Below are 16,185 nucleotides of genomic sequence, written 5' to 3'. Positions count from 1 at the left end.
AGAGGGAATTGAAAGCAGGACTTGGGGTTAAGCGGCATGCGGGCCACGGCCGGAAGTAATCGAAGCCACCTTTTCCAAGCGGTCTTCGCGATTGTCGCGCGCTGAGTCATCCGCCGGCTCTTCTTCGCACGGGATTTGTAATTCATCGATCAAACGGTGCAGAGAAGAGCGAGCGATTCCCAGCGTTCGGGCGGTCTGGACCTTATTGTGGCCAGCCTGGGCCAATGCCCGCTGAATCCACCGGCGCTTGAACTCGCGCACGGCATCGTCGAGCGAAGCCGGCACATCGGACACGGCAAAGTCGGCAAACTCGGGCGGAAGGTCGCGAACCTGGATTTCCGAACCGTCGCAAACCACCACCGCCCGCTCAATCACATTTTGCAGTTCTCGGATATTACCCGGCCAGGCATGCTCTTGCAGTGTTGCCAGCACTCCCGGGGAGAAACGCAGCGCTGGACGCTTGTGCCGGGCAGAGAACTTCTGCAGCAGACTATGCGCCAGCAGAAGAATGTCTTCGCGCCTCTGGCGCAGCGGCGGCAGCTCGACTTCCACGGTGCTGATGCGGTAATAGAGATCAGCCCGGAACGCGCCAGCCTTCACCAGGGCTTTGAGCGGGCGGTGCGTGGCGCAGATGACCCGGGCTTCCATGGTGCGCGACTCGTTGCTGCCCAGCCGCTCAAAGGTCCTCTCCTGCAGAACGCGCAGAAGCTTGACTTGCATGCTGGGGGGAAGGTCGCCGACCTCATCCAGAAAAATAGTGCCTTTGCCGGCGGCTTCAAAACGTCCATGGCGCGCAGCCACAGCGCCGGTGAAGGCGCCCTTTTCGTGGCCAAACAGCTCAGCTTCAATCAGGTGTTCCGGCAAGGACGCGCACGAGAGTGCGACGAAGGGCCTTCCGCTTTGCGGGCTGGCTTCATGGATGGCATTGGCCATCATGCCTTTTCCGGTGCCGCTCTCACCCGTGAGCAGGACCGTGGCCGACGTGGCCGCTACTTTGGACAGAAGCCGGCACACGGTTTCCATCTTGGCGTTGGACGTAAGAATGTGTTCGAAGCCGGCCGCGCGTCCTGCAACGTCGCGCAGGTGCTCGACTTCCCGCATCAGCTCATGGAAATGGATGGCGCGGCGCAGAATGATCCGGAGTTCTTCCAGGGAATCTGTCTCAACAAAGCAGTCATAGCCGCCTTCCGACAAAACACGCACAGCAAGGTCATGATCAGGGGCCGCCAACAGACCTATCACCGGTACTCCAGCGTGGTTCCTGGCTGCGCCGGCAACCGTGGCGAGCTGCGCGGCGAAGTCCGCATGCGCGGGCGGAGGCACTGCTACCATGATCACATCGCAGCAGTCCTTCCCGTTAGGGCAAACGCGCCCGGTGGAAAGCTCAAAATCGCTTCCTAGTTTTTCGGCCAGTATCGGGCCAAATTCAGCCCGGTAGTCGCTAAACAAGCATTTCATGAGGGTCTATGTCCTGCTAGTCCGTGCTGAATTCGGATGATTTTGTAAGTGGCACAAATTCTATCGTGCTTAACATTGCCCTCCACCATAACCCCGATGGCACTCTAATGTGCGTGATGAGCATCACTCTTTGCGGTGATGTTTTGATGAAAAACTTTGCGAACATTAAAGGAAATGAACACTTGATCTGACGCATCTCCCCAAAAAGTAGACTTCCGCCGACGAATCCGTGATTGTAGGGTTCACGGACAAAAGGGGCGGGCAGGTTAGACGAAGATTGCCGAGATTAAAGATCGCCGATACCGGGGTGATGAGAAGAATCTTAAACACACAGGACACAAAGGAACGAAGGCGATGGCAGCAAGCACATATTGGCTGAATCTTTTCTCCACCGCACTGCCGAGTGGCGTTGGCTTTTATCTGTGGCTGCTGCAAGTTAACGGGGTTTCTATTCCCATTATGGGAATAGATTTCTCATTTTGGGAATAGGTTAAGGTGAGCTTCCTCCAGTTTGTCTAGATAGTTTGCCGCAGAAAGTCGTTGATTCCAAACCAGGATAAGAGCAAAATAGCTCGGATTATCTTGGCTAGTTCTTATCTAAGCAGAATATATCAAGGCTTCCGAAGACAACGGCCTGCAGAATGTCCCTTGGAGCCGCATGAATTCACGCGGCGCTGAACAAGATGATGCGCTCCAGCCTGTAGAGAGTCAGGCACCGAATGAAGATCACTTTCATCCATCCCCCGCTTGATGACCCAACTATTCCGTATCACTCTACCGCCTACCTACGAGGGCATCTACTTCAAAATGGGTTTGAGAATATATCCACCCGTGACCTGAACGTAGAGTTCGTTAACTATTGTCTTGAAGATGACGTCATCCACGATTTGTCGGATGAGGTGGAGCACCGGCTGGACGCATTGTCATTGCAGGGCGGGTTGAGCTTTTCTGAACAGGAGGAGTTTTATTCCCTGTGGTCGGCGGAAAAGGGTGATCCGGGCGCGATACAGCAGGCGGCGGCCACCATGCGCAGCCGCGAAGCATTTACCAACTATGACGTCTATCGAGACTCCGTCAAGCATCTGCGCCGTCATTTCCGCACGGTAGGGGCCTTGTGCTATCCCTCAGAGATTCAAGACTTCAAGATGAAGAGCCGCGGCAGGTACTCCATTTACCACCTGAATGATCTTTTCAACCCTGATCTCTGCAGCAAAATATGTTACCCGATAGAGAAATTCTTCTTTGACAGATGTGCGAGCGACAAAGATTTGCTGTCTTCAGACTGCATCGGCATGAGCATCGTGTATGACCACCAGTTGCTGCCCGGGCTTCATCTATTGCGGCTGATGAAGAAACGCTGGCCGGAGAAGCTGTTTTTGCTCGGTGGCACTGCTACCAGCCAGGCCTATAAATATCTGAAAGATAAGTCGCTATTGAAGCGCTTCTTTGACGTCTGCGACGGAATCGTAGTGGGCGAAGGCGAAACTGCCATATGCGAAATCGCTGACGCCGGCGGCGATATCCAGGGGAATGAAAAGATCCCGAACCTGATTACTTACGATTCAAAGTCAGACACCCTTCGGCTTCCCAAGTCCATTCACTATGAGAATGTCGCCGCGTTGGGCTGTCCCGTGTACCAGCATTCATGGGACCTGTATCTCTCGCCTGAAAGGGGCATTAATTATTCGCCCACCCGCGGTTGTTACTGGAACCGCTGTACGTTCTGTGATTACGGCCTGAACACTGACAAGCCTACGTCGCCGTGGCGGGAGAAAACCGCCGACGCAGTAGTCGCGGACCTGAAGAAGATCTCCAAAGAAGAAAATGTCACGTACGTGTATTTTGCCGTGGATGTAATGGCCCCCGGATATCTCGAGCGACTGTCAGATGCCATCAGGGAATCGGACCTCAATATCCGCTGGGGCGCCGAGCTCCGCATGGAAAAGATATTTTCCAAGGACCGCTGCCGGAAAATGGCGGAGAGCGGCTGTGTTTCGGTTTCCTTCGGCATGGAGTCAGGGAACCAGCGGGTGCTCGACCTGATTGATAAGGGCACCAAGGTGCAGTATATGGGCGAGACCATGAATAACTTTGCCGATGCAGGCATTGCGGTGCAAATCATGGCCTTCAGCCATTTTCCCACCGAGACGGAAACGGAGAGAAAGGAGACCATGGGATTCGTCCAACTGCACAAAGACAGTTGGTCAACGGGAGGCATCGGTAAGTTCGTCCTGACCGGGACCGCGCTGGTGGCGAAAAACCCGGAGAAGTTTGGGATCAGCCTGACGGAAGCCCGGGACGCCGATATCGTCAGGTCACTGGGCTATCAATCAACTGTCGCAGGCGAACGGCAAATGCTCTCCGCCGAAGAGGGCGACGAATCGTTTGACGAAACCGGTGGCTTGTTCCCCCAGGTCCTTCCTCGTCCCTGGGCCGGAGGTACGGATTCCCTTCATTCCATGATCTACTACCAGAAATTCGGACGACAATTCTTCAAAGAACACCCGGTGGCGATGCCGGCGAGAAGCCGAAAGCCGCAAACCAGCGATGAAGTCCTTGATTGTGCCGTGACGGTAGAAGGAAGGCTGGCCACATCAGCCTTTGAGATCAGCAAGATATTCAAGGCCCGGGACCAGCTCCGGGAGCACGTCAAGAACATGAAAGACTCGGCGATTGAAGCCACCTACAAAGCCTACCTGGAGTGGCAGCAAGGTGTGGCGGCGATAGAGCGTGACGAGAAGAAGTCATTCTGGATTATCCAGAACGCAAAGCGTTTCAAGATCGCAGAACTGGTCTATTTGGTCCTGGTACATGCAACAGACCGAAGGGTAACGCTCAGGGAGCTTCTGGACGCCGTCAATCCCGTCCACAAGGAACCTCTGCGTGAAACGCTGATGTCATTGCACGGCAAGGGATATGTCAGTTTCTCTCCGGAACGGGTTGCTCATCAGGAGTACGAGACAGTGCTCTCTTAAGCGCCGAATAGCCAGGGCGCCGCGAGATGCGCCATAGCTATGCCGCTGCGCTCGTTTTGTCTGCCTGACTCTGCCCTTGCCTTGTCTGTGCCCTATTGCGCCCTGAAGACGTTCAGCGGATCCAGCTTTGACGCTTGACGTGCCGGCAGATACGACGCGATCAACGCCACAACGATGAAGATGACCGCCGCGCCGCCAAAGGTCAACGGATCAAGCGCGCTAATGCCGAAAACCAAGCTGGCGAGAGTGCGCGTAAGAGCGAAGGACCCGAGCAGGCCGATGGCCAGCCCGATATTGGTGATCAGCATCCCCCGGCCAATGATCATGTTCATGATCTGCCTGCGTTGCGCTCCCAGCGCCATGCGAATTCCAATCTCCTCGCGCTTGGTCGCCACCGTATAGCTCATCAGCCCGTAAATGCCGACCGAGGCCACCACGACAGCGAGTACGGCCAGGACCAGCATCATGGTCCGCACGTAAGAGAGGCCAATCATGGACTGGGAAATTACCTCGTCCCACGATTGCACTTCCGAGAGCGCCTGCTCCTGGTCAATTCCTCCAACGCGCTGGTTCAAGACGCGCACAAAGTTCTGGGGATCGCTTTGCGTCCGCAGCAACAGATACGCGCTGCGCTGCTGCGCTTGGGGAACCGGCCGGTAGACCACGTAGCCGGCGTCCGTGTCCAGCCAGTTGTAGCGAATATCATCAGCAACGCCGACTACTCGCAACCAAGGTGTCGGCGCCGTGATGCCACCGAGTTGAAGCTGCCGTCCGATGGGGTCCTGATGGGGCCAATAGCGCTGTGCCATTTGCTTGCTGACAATGACCACGGGAGCGGCATTCTCGTCGTCCGATGCCTGAAAGGTCCTGCCGGTCCGCACCGGGAGCGCCATGGTATGAAAGAAATCGGCACTCACGATCTGGACCATGACGGAGTTGCGCTCTCCCGCCTTGGTGGGAGGAGCGCCCTGCACCGTGACCGGCGCCGTACTGGCGTGTCCACCATAAGGGATGTTGGTGGCCACTGACGATGAAGACACACCAGGAATGGTGGCCAGCTGTTCCAGCAAACGCTGATAAAACTTCAGGGAGGCCGCGGGCTGGACATACTGCGGTCCAAGATGGAACCGCGCCGTAAGCACTTGCTCAGGCCGCATCTCCGCGAAGTTCTGCCGGATGGAAGTCGAGCCGCGCACCATCAGGCCGGTGCCAACCAGCAGCATCAAAGTGACGGCCACTTCGCTTACCAGCAGAATCGAACTCAGGCGCTGATGCGACCGGTCCGTGGTGGAACCCTTGCCTCCTTCTTTCAATTCCTTGTTGATGTCAGTGCGCGACGAATAGAGCGCGGGCAGCAGGCCCGAAGCAATTCCGCTGAAAACCGCGATTCCTACCGTAAAAAGCATGGCATGCTGGTTGAGGGCGATTTGATCAAAACCGGGAATGAACCTGGCAATGGAGGCCGGCATGTTGACGCGAATCAGACGCAGGCTGATGGTCGCCACCCAGATTGCCAGTCCGGCGCTGACCAAGGCCAGCGCAATGCTCTCCATGAGAAGGATCCGGATCACATGCCAGCGGTTCGCTCCCAACGCATACCGCAAGGACCATTCACGTTTTCTTACGATTCCGCGCACCAGTTGGAGGTTGGCGATATTCGAGCAGACAATCAGCAGCACAAACAACACAGCGCCCATCATCAACAGGGTGTAGCGCGCGGTAAGTCCGCCGCTGAAGAAATCGCCCAGAGGAAACACGTGCGCCCCCCAACCCTGGTTCGTGTCGGGGTAGGCTTTTCCGAGTTGGGCCGTGACTTCCTTCATTTCAGCCTGGGCCCTGGGGATGGCAGTTCCAGGCTTGAGCCGCCCGATTATTTGAAACCGATGCGTGCTGCGGTCCTGGACTTCGCGCGGCCCCAGGACCAGAGGCTTCCACAGGTCCGCGTTCACGGGGAAGCCGCTCCCTTTTTTCAGAATGCCGATGACCGTGTATTTGACCGAATCAATCGTCAATTCCTTGCCCAGAACGTCCGGCTTGGCGCCGAACTTGCGCTCCCAGAAGCCATAGCTCAAGACAACGCCGTTCTCCTGGTCTCCGGTCACCTCGCCGCCGGAGAAGAACCTTCCCTTAAGGGGCACGATGCCCAGGGTGGAGAAAAAGTTATTGGTGACGCTGGCTGCGGTGATTGCTTCCGGAACGCCGGAGTCGGTCAACCCGCTTTCCTCGGGAGAAAAAGCCGCCAGGGATTCAAAGGACGTGCTTTGCGCCTTCCAGTCGAGATAGTTGGCCGGCGTGACCCCAAAATTTCCGTCGGGGCGCAGAGGCGAGCTTTCCGTCATCAGCACCAGTCGGTCCATGTTTGCGAATGGCAAAGGCTGGCGTAGCAAGGCATCTGCCACGCTGAAGATCGCCGTATTCGCGCCAATGCCCAGGGCCAGCGGCAGCACAACCGCCAAGATAAAGAGCGGCTCATGGATCAACGCTCTCCACGCATATTGCAAGTCCTTCTTGTTGGGTAAAATCATAGGGTTCGTGGTTCCGGACCTTTAACGCAGGTCATTCGTTGGTTTTTGTCGTGGTTAATGTTTGGCGGAAATTGTTAATCCGCATCTGCCGTGACAATTCAAGCCGCTGGTTCTTGTCTCCAGAGGTGCAGCAAAACGCAAATTCTTCTCTGGCCCGTTGTAACGTTCCCGCATATTCCGGGACCAAAGCCGACTGGATCAGGCGCTTCAAACTTTGTGTTGCCGGCTGCGAGTTGGCGGAGAGCTCATCGGCCCGCCGGCGGGATTCTTCCATAAGTTGGTTCCGGGGAACAGCAAAATCCACCAGTCCGATCTCCAAGCCTCGGGAGACAGTTACCAGCCGGCCGCTATAAAGAATGTCCAAAGCACGGGAACGTCCGATGGTGGCCACCAGAGTGGAAGCGCCTCCCAGGGCCGGCACCAGTCCCAGTTTTACCTCGGGGAAGCCCATGAACGCGAGTTCATCTCCGGCGGAGTCTTTTAGATCATTGGCCGCGATTCGAATATCACATGCCAGGGCAACTTCCAGGCCGCCGCCCAGGCAGTAGCCGTTGATCGCCGCGATGGTGATCTTGTTCATGTTGTAGATCCTGGCCATCAACTGGTGCGGGAGGCGAAGAAAATCAGTGACGTCGGCCTCACTGTTCAAGTTGCTGACCTCGCGCACATCAGCGCCGGACATGAAAACATTCTTGCTGCCGGCAAAAATCACAGCTTTGATGTCCGGTTTGGTGTCCAGCCAATCCAGCGCTCCTGCCAGCGCGGCGACGAAACTGCGATGAAGCGACCCAGCGATAAAGGTCACCTCCGCAATCGAATCGCGGCTCGAGTATTCCAGAGGATCCAACGTATTCGCCTTTCCAATGCTACTTGCTGTCAAAGGGTGTGACGGAAGAGTGCTCATGAACAATGACCCATTTGGACCCGCGGCGCTGAAAAATGAACGTGCCGCGTCCGGTCCCGAACGCAGGGTCTGCGGGATGCTTCCATACCCAGCTTGTGGTTAGAACTGCCGTATCGCCGTAAAGATCAATGATGCGGTCATTGAAATCCAAATCCATTCCGTAGGGTGAGATTTCATGGAGGCGTTCAAAAATGTCTTTGAGGTTCTTGGAAATCTTGGGCCATCCCTCCAGAAGCCCGGGACGGGAGGGATCCGGCCAGTAGGCGGAGACCCTGGCGTCATTCGCATAAATCTTCGATAGCATTTCGACGTTGCCGGTTCTCCAGCCGGTTACGTAGTCATCGAAGGTCTTGTTGATTTCTTGTTTTGTGGACTCGTCTTTGTTGCCGGCAGATTTGTTGCCGGCAGATTTGTTACGCGTAGATGCGGTGGCAACCATGGCCACGGCGCAAATCAACAAGGTAAAGACTGCCACGACAGCTCGCATTTTGGGCTTTGATTGGGTCATGCAATCTCCTTTTACTGTGCAACGCGTCCTTTCGGCGCGCCTAGATGCCGAGGCCGCCATCCACGCTCAGCACCTGCCCGGTAATATAGCTGGCGGCGTCTGAAGCCAGGAAGCTAACGACCTTGGCGACTTCTTCCGGACAACCGAACCTCCGCATGGGCGTCTGCTGGGTCATTTTCGTCCGGTAAGCGGGTGTGAGCGGGTTCAGCATTTCCGTCTCAATAAATCCCGGTGCCACCGCGTTTACGGTGATGTTGAAAGGCGCGAACTCGCGCGCCAGAGATTTCGTCATCCCGATCATGCCCGCCTTGGCCGCCGAGTAGTTGCTCTGGCCGGCCACCCCCCGCGTTCCACTGATAGACGTCACATTAATGATGCGTCCGTACATCTGGCGCATGAACAACGGCGCTACCGCCTTGGTGGAGAGGAAAGCGCCGCGCAGGTTGGTGTCCATTACGTCGTCCCAATCCTGCTCTGTCATGGTCCGGATGGCCGTATCGCGAGTAATGCCTGCATTGTTGATCAGGATCTGCACGCCGCCGAACTTGTTGTGTGCAGCTTCCATCACCTGGGAGACAGAAGCGCTCTCCCGCACATCAGCCTGGATGGCCAGCACGCTATCCGCGTGCCCGTTCCGCGCCAGTTCTTCCTGGTTGTCGCGGGGACGCAGATACGTGAACACCACGCGCGCATCCAGCGCGAGCAGGCAGTCCACGATCGCCCGGCCGATCCCCCGGCTTCCACCGGTGACAATGGCCGTCTTGCCTTGCAGGGTCAGAATGGGTTGGCTGGTCATTTCTCCCGGTCATTTCTCCCGGTCTGGGGCCTTGGTCCCAAGCATCAGTTCCGCGGAACACGCGATGTTTCCGTCCACGCGAACGTGGCTCTTGGCAATCACGGCGTAGCTGATTTGCTTCAGCAAAACCACCTCGATTTCCATGACGTCCCCCGGCACGATCATGCGCTGAAACTGCGCCTCCACGCGGCCCAGATACCTGGCCGCTTCGGGATGCACATCGTCACGGCTGAGGGTATCGAGCAAGGAAGCCGCCTGGGCCATGGCTTCAATCATGAGAACGCCGGGCATGATCGCCTGCTTGGGGAAATGCCCGAGAAACCAGATTTCGTTGCCGGTGATGTTCTTGATCGCAACCAGCCGCGAGCCCTTTTCCAGGACAGTCACGCGGTCCAGCATGAGAAACGGAAAGCGGTGGACCATGATGTCCCGGATCTGTTCGAAACCCAGCACCGGGGCAGTTGACGCCGGGGACGGGGAAGATTGCACTTGTTTCATCCGCCGTTATGCCCGAACCGCGATCTTGGGATGCTTGGATATACGGGCCACAATGGAATCAATGGAGGTAAAGTTTTTCAACTCTTCTTCGCTGATCTCAATGTGGTAGGTCCGCTCCAGCAAGACCAGAAGCTGCACTGCCTGTAATGAATCAACACCTACGTCAGCCAGTTCAGCGGAGCAATCAATGGACTCTTCCGGCTGCTCAAGAAACTCAGAGACGGCCTTGGTCAACGTGCTGCGAATCTGTTCCTCCATGGAATTAACGCCTCGATTCTGTGGGATTTGGACCTTTAGGAGCATTGGCCGAAAGATTGCCGATCTCACGCAAGATGGGTTGCACTTCGTCCCCAGTCCCCTTGCCATAGGCTGTGGCGCGAAGAATCCCTTTTGCATCCACAAGATATACGTTGGTCACGTCATCGTGGAAGCCAAAGGTCTTGGCGAACGTACCGTCCCAATCGAGAAGGATGGCTCCATTCTGCTTTCCATCCGTCGTCTTCTGGTACTTGCGTTTGATGTTGTCCTGCAAGAACCCGGGTGCTCCCTTGAAATTGGCCAGGAACACAAATGTAACCACCCGGTTGGGCCCGCCCGGATAAACCTTGCGTACCGCGTTCATCCAGTTCGACAAGTAGTCATTTCCCACGCGGTCCCAGGCAATGATCAGGATCATCTGGTCTTTGTACTGAGAGATCAGTTTTGTTTCCTTTTCAAACTGGTCTTTGAACGTGAGGTCGGGGGCCGCTGACCCCGGTGAAACCGTTTGCGGCGCGCCTGCGGACGCGGACAGAGCCGCCGCGAAGAGCACCGCAATGGAGGCAACTCGAGAGCAGATTTTCACAAACGTTTTAGTTTTCATAGCTTTTTAGTATGAGACTCGCAAAGTTTCCTGTGCTTCCGAAGGTGTTGACCATGACGGAAGACATGGTTTTGGGTTGTGTGGTTTGTACGACTGAGGCAACCGGACATAACGGGTCCGGCTGGCTAAAGTGAATGGTGCCAGGGACGGTTTGATGATAGAGCGACAGGGCCGCCACGGCACTTTGAATGGCCCCGGCGGCGCTATAAGTTTCTCCCAGCATGGATTTCACCGCGGTGAGGCTGGGAACGCTGCCTTGGAACAGCTCAGCCAGGGCGCGGGCTTCAACAAAGTCGCCAATGTGGCTGCCATTGCCGCCGGCAAAAACAGCGTCAATCTGGCTCGGCTGCATGCCCGCCTGCTGCAAGGCCTTTCCCATGGATTGCACAGCAGCATTGATCTCACTGGCTTCTTCCGGTTTTGGCGTCAGATAGGCGCCGTAGCCTGCAATCTCAGCATAGATCGGGACCTGGCGTTGCTTGGCGGAATCCAGGTCTTCCAGCACCAAGACGGCGCTGCCTTCGCCCAGGAGCATGCCGGTGCGCGCGGAATCGAACGGTCTGGCCGCTGAATCGGCAAGCAGTTGCTGGGTGTGGTAACCAAAGAAACGCTCGAAGCACAGGTCTTCCACGCCTCCGGCCAAGACTGTGGTGGCGCGGCCCAGTTCAATGAATTGCATTCCGTACTGAATGGCATCCAAGCTGGCTGTCTGGCCATTCGACAATGTGGTGTTGAATGCGTCTACTCCCAGCACGATGGACACCTGGCAGGCGGGTGCGCTCGATCCTGTGCTGGGGAACATCAGCGGATCGGCAATACGAGGCCCGTTGCGCAACGCTTCCTGATCAAATTTCGCCAAGGGAGCTAAACCTGTGAATGTTGACCCGTAAACCACGCCAATGTTGTCCTTATTTTCCGGAGTGACGGTGATTTGCGAATCTTCCAGAGCAAGCTTGGCGGCGGCGAACCCCATGATCATTCCGCGGCTCACGGCCCAAACGCTCTTGCGTCCGCGCAATTGGCTTACATCTTTGATCTCCGCGGCCTTCACCGTTCCCAGCCCGGCAGTGTCAAAGGTTGAGACATCAGAGGCGCCGTCCTGCCCGGCGCACAAGGCCTGCCACGCCTGCTCTTTCCCCGTTCCCAGGGGCAGCACCAGACCGATTCCGGTTACAACGATTCTCCGCATGATGGCTCTCTAGTGACCGTTGGTCGAATATTCGCGCAATACCAGCGCCGCACAATTACCTCCGAAGGCGAAGGAATTGCTCAGCACAGTACGGACCTTCTTATCCCGCGCGTGGTTGGGTACGTAATCCAGATCACATTCAGGATCAGGCTCACAATAGTTAATGGTCGGCGGCAGCACGTTATTTTGAATCGCCAAAATGCTGGCCACCGCTTCAATCGCTCCCGCTGCTCCCATGGTGTGGCCCAGCATGGATTTAATGGAACTCATGGGAATGGAATAAGCAGCGTCGCCAAAGACACGCTTCATGGCCATGGTTTCAATCTTGTCGTTCGCGGGCGTCCCGGTACCGTGGGCGCTGATGTAGTCAATGCTGTCGGCCGCCACCTGCCCTTCCCGGAATGCCTGCTGTACGGCCCGCACTGCTCCCCTGGCCTGAGGATGGGGCGCGGTCATGTGGTAGGCATCATTGCTCGTACCGTAGGAAACCACTTCAGCGTAAATCGGTGCGCCGCGCCGGCGAGCATGGCTGGCGCGTTCCAGGACCAGCATGGCTGATCCTTCGCTCACGCACATGCCTTTGCGATGAAGGTCGAAGGGCTGGCAGCGTTCCGGCGCGACCGCCAACATGGAATTGAAGCCCGTAAACACCACGCGCGAGAGCGGGTCTGATCCGCCGGCAACCATCAGGTCAACCACGCCCATGCGCAAGAGATCAGCAGCATAGCCGATGGCGTAATTGCTGGCGGCGCAAGCGGTAGACATGATGCTGGCCGGACCGCTCCAGTCGAATTCACGCGCCACCGCAATGGGCACCATTTCTGAAGGGAACTGGAACATGTCCACGGCGCTGGCTGCTTGCATGTCTCCGGATGCGATACAGGTATCGAGTTTTTCCGCGGTGGGGCTTTCACCCATGGTGGTGCCGCATACCACGCCTGCGCGCGCAGGCTGAACACTGTTGAGGTCAATGCCGCTGTCTTCCAAAGCCAGGCGGCTTGCGGCCACGGCCAGATGGGCGCAGCGTCCAACATTTTGCGGGCTGGTATTCTTGAAATACGGTTCAGGGGAAAAGTCCTGGACTTCTCCTCCGCGGTGCGTGCGGTACAAAGAAGTGTCAAGAGTGCGGATGGGGCGAATCCCGTTCTCGCCCCGCAAGAGCGCTGCCCAGAACTCTTTCTTGCCAGTCCCGATGGGGGTAACAAGCCCCAGTCCTGTAACTACGATTGGATCCGCGCTCATGATTTGCTCCCCTGCGCTGCTTCCATCGCCGACTTGCGCGCGGAGACAAGCATTATCTGGCGGACAATCAAGAGAATCGTGACTGCCGCGATCACCACATAGCCCAACACAGAATGAGAGAAGAAGTGCAGAATTCTGGAGACATTCCTTTGCCACAAAATGGCCAGCAGCCCCACGCTCAGAATCCCGAAGATGATCAGTACCATCGAAGGCCTGCGTCGCAGGCGAAACACGTCCGCGATCGCGCTCCAGGCATGGAAACGGAGGTTATGAGAACGAACCAGAGTACACAGGATGAAATAGCCATCGGTCGGCACCAGAGGGCAAAGATTCCAGATCGCGACCAAGAGATTGACTTGCGCGAGCGTAGACAGGCATAGGTGAGGGAATCCGGTTGGGCCCACCAAAGCGGCGCCGATTTGCGCCACCGAAGCAGCCATCAGGCTGCCCAGAGGCCCTGCCCCCCAGATCTTCAGCCGCGCCTTGGGAGGCACAGTGTACAGACCGGGTATCGAAAGCACCAGATAGGGAATGAATCCAAGATAGCCAAGCAAACGAATGCGCGAAGGCACCAGGCCATACCTGGTCGCCGTGACAGCGTGGGCGCCTTCGTGCAACAAGATGGAGAGCAGAATGCCCGCGAATACCGCGATCCATTGTTCCGCTCCGATAGGCCGCCAGACTTTGGGTAGTGCCAGATGAAGGAAATTGACTCCAGAGTAAAACAATGTGGTGATCGCGCCGGTGATGGCCAGGAACGGCAGGCACGCCAACTGCGGATAGAGCCTGCGAATCCAAACGGCGTTGCGGAAGAAGCGCTCGATGTTCAGTTCCAGCAGCCGCAAGGAGACCCGACTCATATCGCCCACGAAGGGAATACCTTCGATCAGACCTGCGCCGGCTGCTTTGCGGTAAAGACCTTGCATGTCCATCGCCCAGCCTGCGGAACGCAGCGAGTCCGCAATCTCCTCCAGAGTATGTTGGCCGTCCATGGCGGAGAGGGCGTGCTGAATCGCTTCGCACTTCTCACTAGGCGCCTGAATGTAGCGGTCCAGTGCGCGTATACCCAGCACATGCGTTCCGGGAAACAACTCCCATGCGCCCAGTGGCCCAGCCAACGCCGGCTTAATGGCTTGCGAATTGTGTTGTTGTTGCAAACTAGAACCTTGGGACTTTTGTTTCGCCGGAGACCCCCGGCGGTTTGTAAGCGCGTTCTTAAAGCACAACGGGAAAGCGCAGCCACAAGCGCAAGGCCCGTGGCCGCGGCTCCCAGTTGCGAAACGGTTAGTTAAGCAGCAACGACGTTGTTGGTGTCAGAAGAAGCCGCGAAGCTTTCTTCCATCAATTCGACATCTTCCAGTTCTACTGTCTCAACTGACATTGAGACTGCGTCAACGACTAGATTGTCTTTCACGAGTTATCTCCTTTCCTTCGTAGTGGGGCCGCTTGCAGAAGGACCCAGATCAGCTTCCCTCGCTGGTTCCTTCCCCGTTGATTCACCTGCTGGTGAGTCACCAGAAATCAAGAACTGATGAAGAATTCGCCAATAAGACCATGCCGCTGGATCGGTACATACCTCCCGCTCAAGCGCCCGGTACAGCTCTGCGGCAATGGCTTCGACAGAAGCCTGGCGGTCTAATTTGAGTTCGGGGCCAATGGACAAATGGAAACGGCTGTTGGAGAGGCGAACCAGCTTCAATGGGATCAGCGGCGCTTGCGATTGCTTGTAAATCCAGGGTACGCCCTTGTTGGCTTCCGCTCTTTGGCCCAGGAAAGGCACCATGGTCCGTGCCGGCCGGTATTGGGCGGCGCCGTGTCCGAAATATTTGGCCACCTGCTTGGCAGGGCGGGTCCAGATGCTGTCGGGATAAACCAGGACCATGCCGCCAGTTTCCAGCGCCTTGCACATGGCCAGAACGCTGTCAAAATTGAAGTGGCTGAACCATTTCACCTTCCCACATCCACCCAGTTGCGCTTGAAGCTCGGGATTGTCAAAGGGCAGAACTCGAGTGTTCGCGGCCCGCGTGATGCCGCCTGCGCCGGTGAAGGAGTATCCGTGCAACCAGAGCACCAGAATGATGAGATGGGCGGAACTGAAGTGAAAGCTCGACAACAACACACCTTGCTTCCGGGACAACGCTTCATTCAGGTATTCCAGGCCGGAGATGGTGCACGACCGCCGTATCCATCTGGCTACCTTCAGATCGGAGAAGGCATTCAGTATCTCGATGTCCAGATCGCGCCGTATCTGCTCAGAAATGAAGTCTTGGGCGATTCTGTCCACCTGGCGCGGCAAAAGAGAGCTGCCGAAAACGCCTTGGAGGTTCTGCCGGGTCAGGTGCAATGCCCCAAGACGCTTGGCCCGCGGCCATCGGGGACGGGCATGAAACAGAATCGAATAGGACATGGGCAGCGGCAGGTACTTCAGAAGAGCGCCAACCGTAGCGCGCCGCGCCGCAAAGCCCGCCCATTCGCATTTCTGGGTGAAAACTTTCCAGGCACTGGGCGCTTCGTCGCAGATGAGGACTCCACCGGCGCGACGGATGATTCGCGCCTTATGTAGCGCGGTGATGAGGGGAGAAAGGTCGGTCGCCGAGCTGTCGTGTTTTTCCCCCAGCGCAGCCTTCACCGCGCCAACCGAGTGGCCGCTTTGAAAGAGACGCACCGCCTCAAGCCCGATGGAAGAAGTTGAGATCGCGGTAAGGACCGGAGCGCCTACGCGCACAATGTTGCACTCGGCGTCATTGATAGTTCGTACTACGACAGGGAACAACTCAAAAACCGTTGAGTCTTCAAGAAGAATGGCGGGAACCGCTTCGTTGGCGGCGGGCTTTGCTTGAGATTGTCTTGCGGCGACGGGAAACGCGCCGTTCTGCGCATTGACATTGACTACCGCAGTTGAAGAAGCAACAAGTTGCGACTGATCTGCCATAGTGAAAGTCTCTCGACTTGAAGGGGGAGCGGCGGCCCCACAATAGCAGACTTGTGGTTTGTTACCTCGATTTAGTTTTCATTTTGATCCATTAATTCAGATTCTAGTTCCAAAATGGGAATATGTGGTCTGCTGAATCAAGGTTCAGTCTCTAGGTCTGGGTCTCTCCGAAACTAGTCTTAGAGAAAATTAACCCACACGCTCTCGCTGGAGTGGGGTAATAGCCGATCAATGTTTTGCCATAAAAACCAATAACTTAGCTCGCAAGAAGCGGCCCTGGCTACCCGCAATGGCAC

At 56.6% G+C, this 16,185-nt stretch carries 13 protein-coding genes; 1 reads left to right on the top strand and 12 read right to left on the bottom strand.

Annotation, left to right across the window (positions count from 1 at the left end):
* Positions 1–27: 27 nt before the first annotated feature.
* Positions 28–1,458 (bottom strand): sigma-54 dependent transcriptional regulator, encoded by a 1,431-nt coding sequence (locus tag LAO20_15430; protein MBZ5532820.1) that lies wholly within the window; start codon positions 1,456–1,458, stop codon positions 28–30.
* A gap of 719 nt (positions 1,459–2,177) precedes the next feature.
* On the opposite strand from LAO20_15430, the gene LAO20_15425 reads away from it, so the two are divergent.
* On the top strand, positions 2,178–4,433 hold the full coding sequence (locus LAO20_15425; GenBank protein MBZ5532819.1) for a radical SAM protein: 2,256 nt from the start codon (positions 2,178–2,180) through the stop codon (positions 4,431–4,433).
* 92 nt (positions 4,434–4,525) lie between these two features.
* Here the strand turns inward: LAO20_15425 and LAO20_15420 are convergent, their stop codons facing one another.
* From LAO20_15420 to LAO20_15370, 11 genes are all read right to left on the bottom strand, one after another.
* Positions 4,526–6,958 (bottom strand): ABC transporter permease, encoded by a 2,433-nt coding sequence (locus LAO20_15420; protein MBZ5532818.1) that lies wholly within the window; start codon positions 6,956–6,958, stop codon positions 4,526–4,528.
* A gap of 31 nt (positions 6,959–6,989) precedes the next feature.
* Entirely contained in the window at positions 6,990–7,805 is an 816-nt protein-coding gene (locus LAO20_15415) for an enoyl-CoA hydratase/isomerase family protein (protein ID MBZ5532817.1), read from the bottom strand.
* Positions 7,806–7,824: 19 nt separating this feature from the next.
* Positions 7,825–8,370 carry a nuclear transport factor 2 family protein gene (locus LAO20_15410; GenBank protein ID MBZ5532816.1) on the bottom strand — a complete coding sequence of 182 codons (546 nt, stop codon included), beginning with the start codon at positions 8,368–8,370 and terminating at the stop codon, positions 7,825–7,827.
* 40 nt (positions 8,371–8,410) lie between these two features.
* Entirely contained in the window at positions 8,411–9,166 is a 756-nt protein-coding gene (locus tag LAO20_15405; GenBank protein ID MBZ5532815.1) for a beta-ketoacyl-ACP reductase, read from the bottom strand.
* A 9-nt stretch (positions 9,167–9,175) separates the two neighbouring features.
* Complete coding sequence (gene fabZ, locus LAO20_15400) at positions 9,176–9,664, bottom strand: 3-hydroxyacyl-ACP dehydratase FabZ (protein MBZ5532814.1); 489 nt, start codon at positions 9,662–9,664, stop codon at positions 9,176–9,178.
* Between the two features lie 6 nt (positions 9,665–9,670).
* Complete coding sequence (locus LAO20_15395; GenBank protein ID MBZ5532813.1) at positions 9,671–9,922, bottom strand: acyl carrier protein; 252 nt, start codon at positions 9,920–9,922, stop codon at positions 9,671–9,673.
* Positions 9,923–9,926: 4 nt separating this feature from the next.
* Positions 9,927–10,526: a hypothetical protein gene (locus LAO20_15390; protein ID MBZ5532812.1), complete on the bottom strand. Its 600-nt coding sequence runs from the start codon at positions 10,524–10,526 to the stop codon at positions 9,927–9,929.
* A complete protein-coding gene (locus tag LAO20_15385; protein ID MBZ5532811.1) occupies positions 10,516–11,715 on the bottom strand; it encodes a beta-ketoacyl-[acyl-carrier-protein] synthase family protein in 1,200 nt (399 codons plus the stop codon). The genes LAO20_15390 and LAO20_15385 overlap by 11 nt, the downstream gene beginning before the upstream one ends.
* 9 nt (positions 11,716–11,724) lie before the next feature.
* Positions 11,725–12,957 (bottom strand): beta-ketoacyl-[acyl-carrier-protein] synthase family protein, encoded by a 1,233-nt coding sequence (locus LAO20_15380; protein ID MBZ5532810.1) that lies wholly within the window; start codon positions 12,955–12,957, stop codon positions 11,725–11,727.
* Positions 12,954–13,889 carry a hypothetical protein gene (locus LAO20_15375; GenBank protein MBZ5532809.1) on the bottom strand — a complete coding sequence of 312 codons (936 nt, stop codon included), beginning with the start codon at positions 13,887–13,889 and terminating at the stop codon, positions 12,954–12,956. Before LAO20_15375 ends, LAO20_15380 begins: the two co-directional genes overlap by 4 nt.
* 485 nt (positions 13,890–14,374) lie before the next feature.
* Positions 14,375–15,889, bottom strand: coding sequence for a hypothetical protein (locus LAO20_15370; protein ID MBZ5532808.1), 1,515 nt, complete (start codon positions 15,887–15,889; stop codon positions 14,375–14,377).
* Positions 15,890–16,185: the final 296 nt, after the last annotated feature.

It is taken from the genome of Terriglobia bacterium (assembly GCA_020072815.1).
Classification (GTDB): domain Bacteria; phylum Acidobacteriota; class Terriglobia; order Terriglobales; family Acidobacteriaceae; genus Angelobacter.
Note: the sequence above shows the minus strand (reverse complement) of the source record. Positions and strands in the feature narration are given on the sequence as shown.

Bases quoted from the DNA above. Each gene is read 5' to 3' on its own strand.
- LAO20_15430 (MBZ5532820.1), bottom strand. From the start codon at position 1,458: ATGAAATGCTTGTTTAGCGACTACCGGGCTGAATTTGGCCCGATACTG.
- LAO20_15425 (MBZ5532819.1), top strand. From the start codon at position 2,178: ATGAAGATCACTTTCATCCATCCCCCGCTTGATGACCCAACTATTCCG.
- LAO20_15420 (MBZ5532818.1), bottom strand. From the start codon at position 6,958: ATGATTTTACCCAACAAGAAGGACTTGCAATATGCGTGGAGAGCGTTG.
- LAO20_15410 (MBZ5532816.1), bottom strand. From the start codon at position 8,370: ATGACCCAATCAAAGCCCAAAATGCGAGCTGTCGTGGCAGTCTTTACC.
- LAO20_15405 (MBZ5532815.1), bottom strand. From the start codon at position 9,166: ATGACCAGCCAACCCATTCTGACCCTGCAAGGCAAGACGGCCATTGTC.
- fabZ (MBZ5532814.1), bottom strand. From the start codon at position 9,664: ATGAAACAAGTGCAATCTTCCCCGTCCCCGGCGTCAACTGCCCCGGTG.
- LAO20_15395 (MBZ5532813.1), bottom strand. From the start codon at position 9,922: ATGGAGGAACAGATTCGCAGCACGTTGACCAAGGCCGTCTCTGAGTTT.
- LAO20_15390 (MBZ5532812.1), bottom strand. From the start codon at position 10,526: ATGAAAACTAAAACGTTTGTGAAAATCTGCTCTCGAGTTGCCTCCATT.
- LAO20_15385 (MBZ5532811.1), bottom strand. From the start codon at position 11,715: ATGCGGAGAATCGTTGTAACCGGAATCGGTCTGGTGCTGCCCCTGGGA.
- LAO20_15380 (MBZ5532810.1), bottom strand. From the start codon at position 12,957: ATGAGCGCGGATCCAATCGTAGTTACAGGACTGGGGCTTGTTACCCCC.
- LAO20_15375 (MBZ5532809.1), bottom strand. From the start codon at position 13,889: ATGGACATGCAAGGTCTTTACCGCAAAGCAGCCGGCGCAGGTCTGATC.
- LAO20_15370 (MBZ5532808.1), bottom strand. From the start codon at position 15,889: ATGGCAGATCAGTCGCAACTTGTTGCTTCTTCAACTGCGGTAGTCAAT.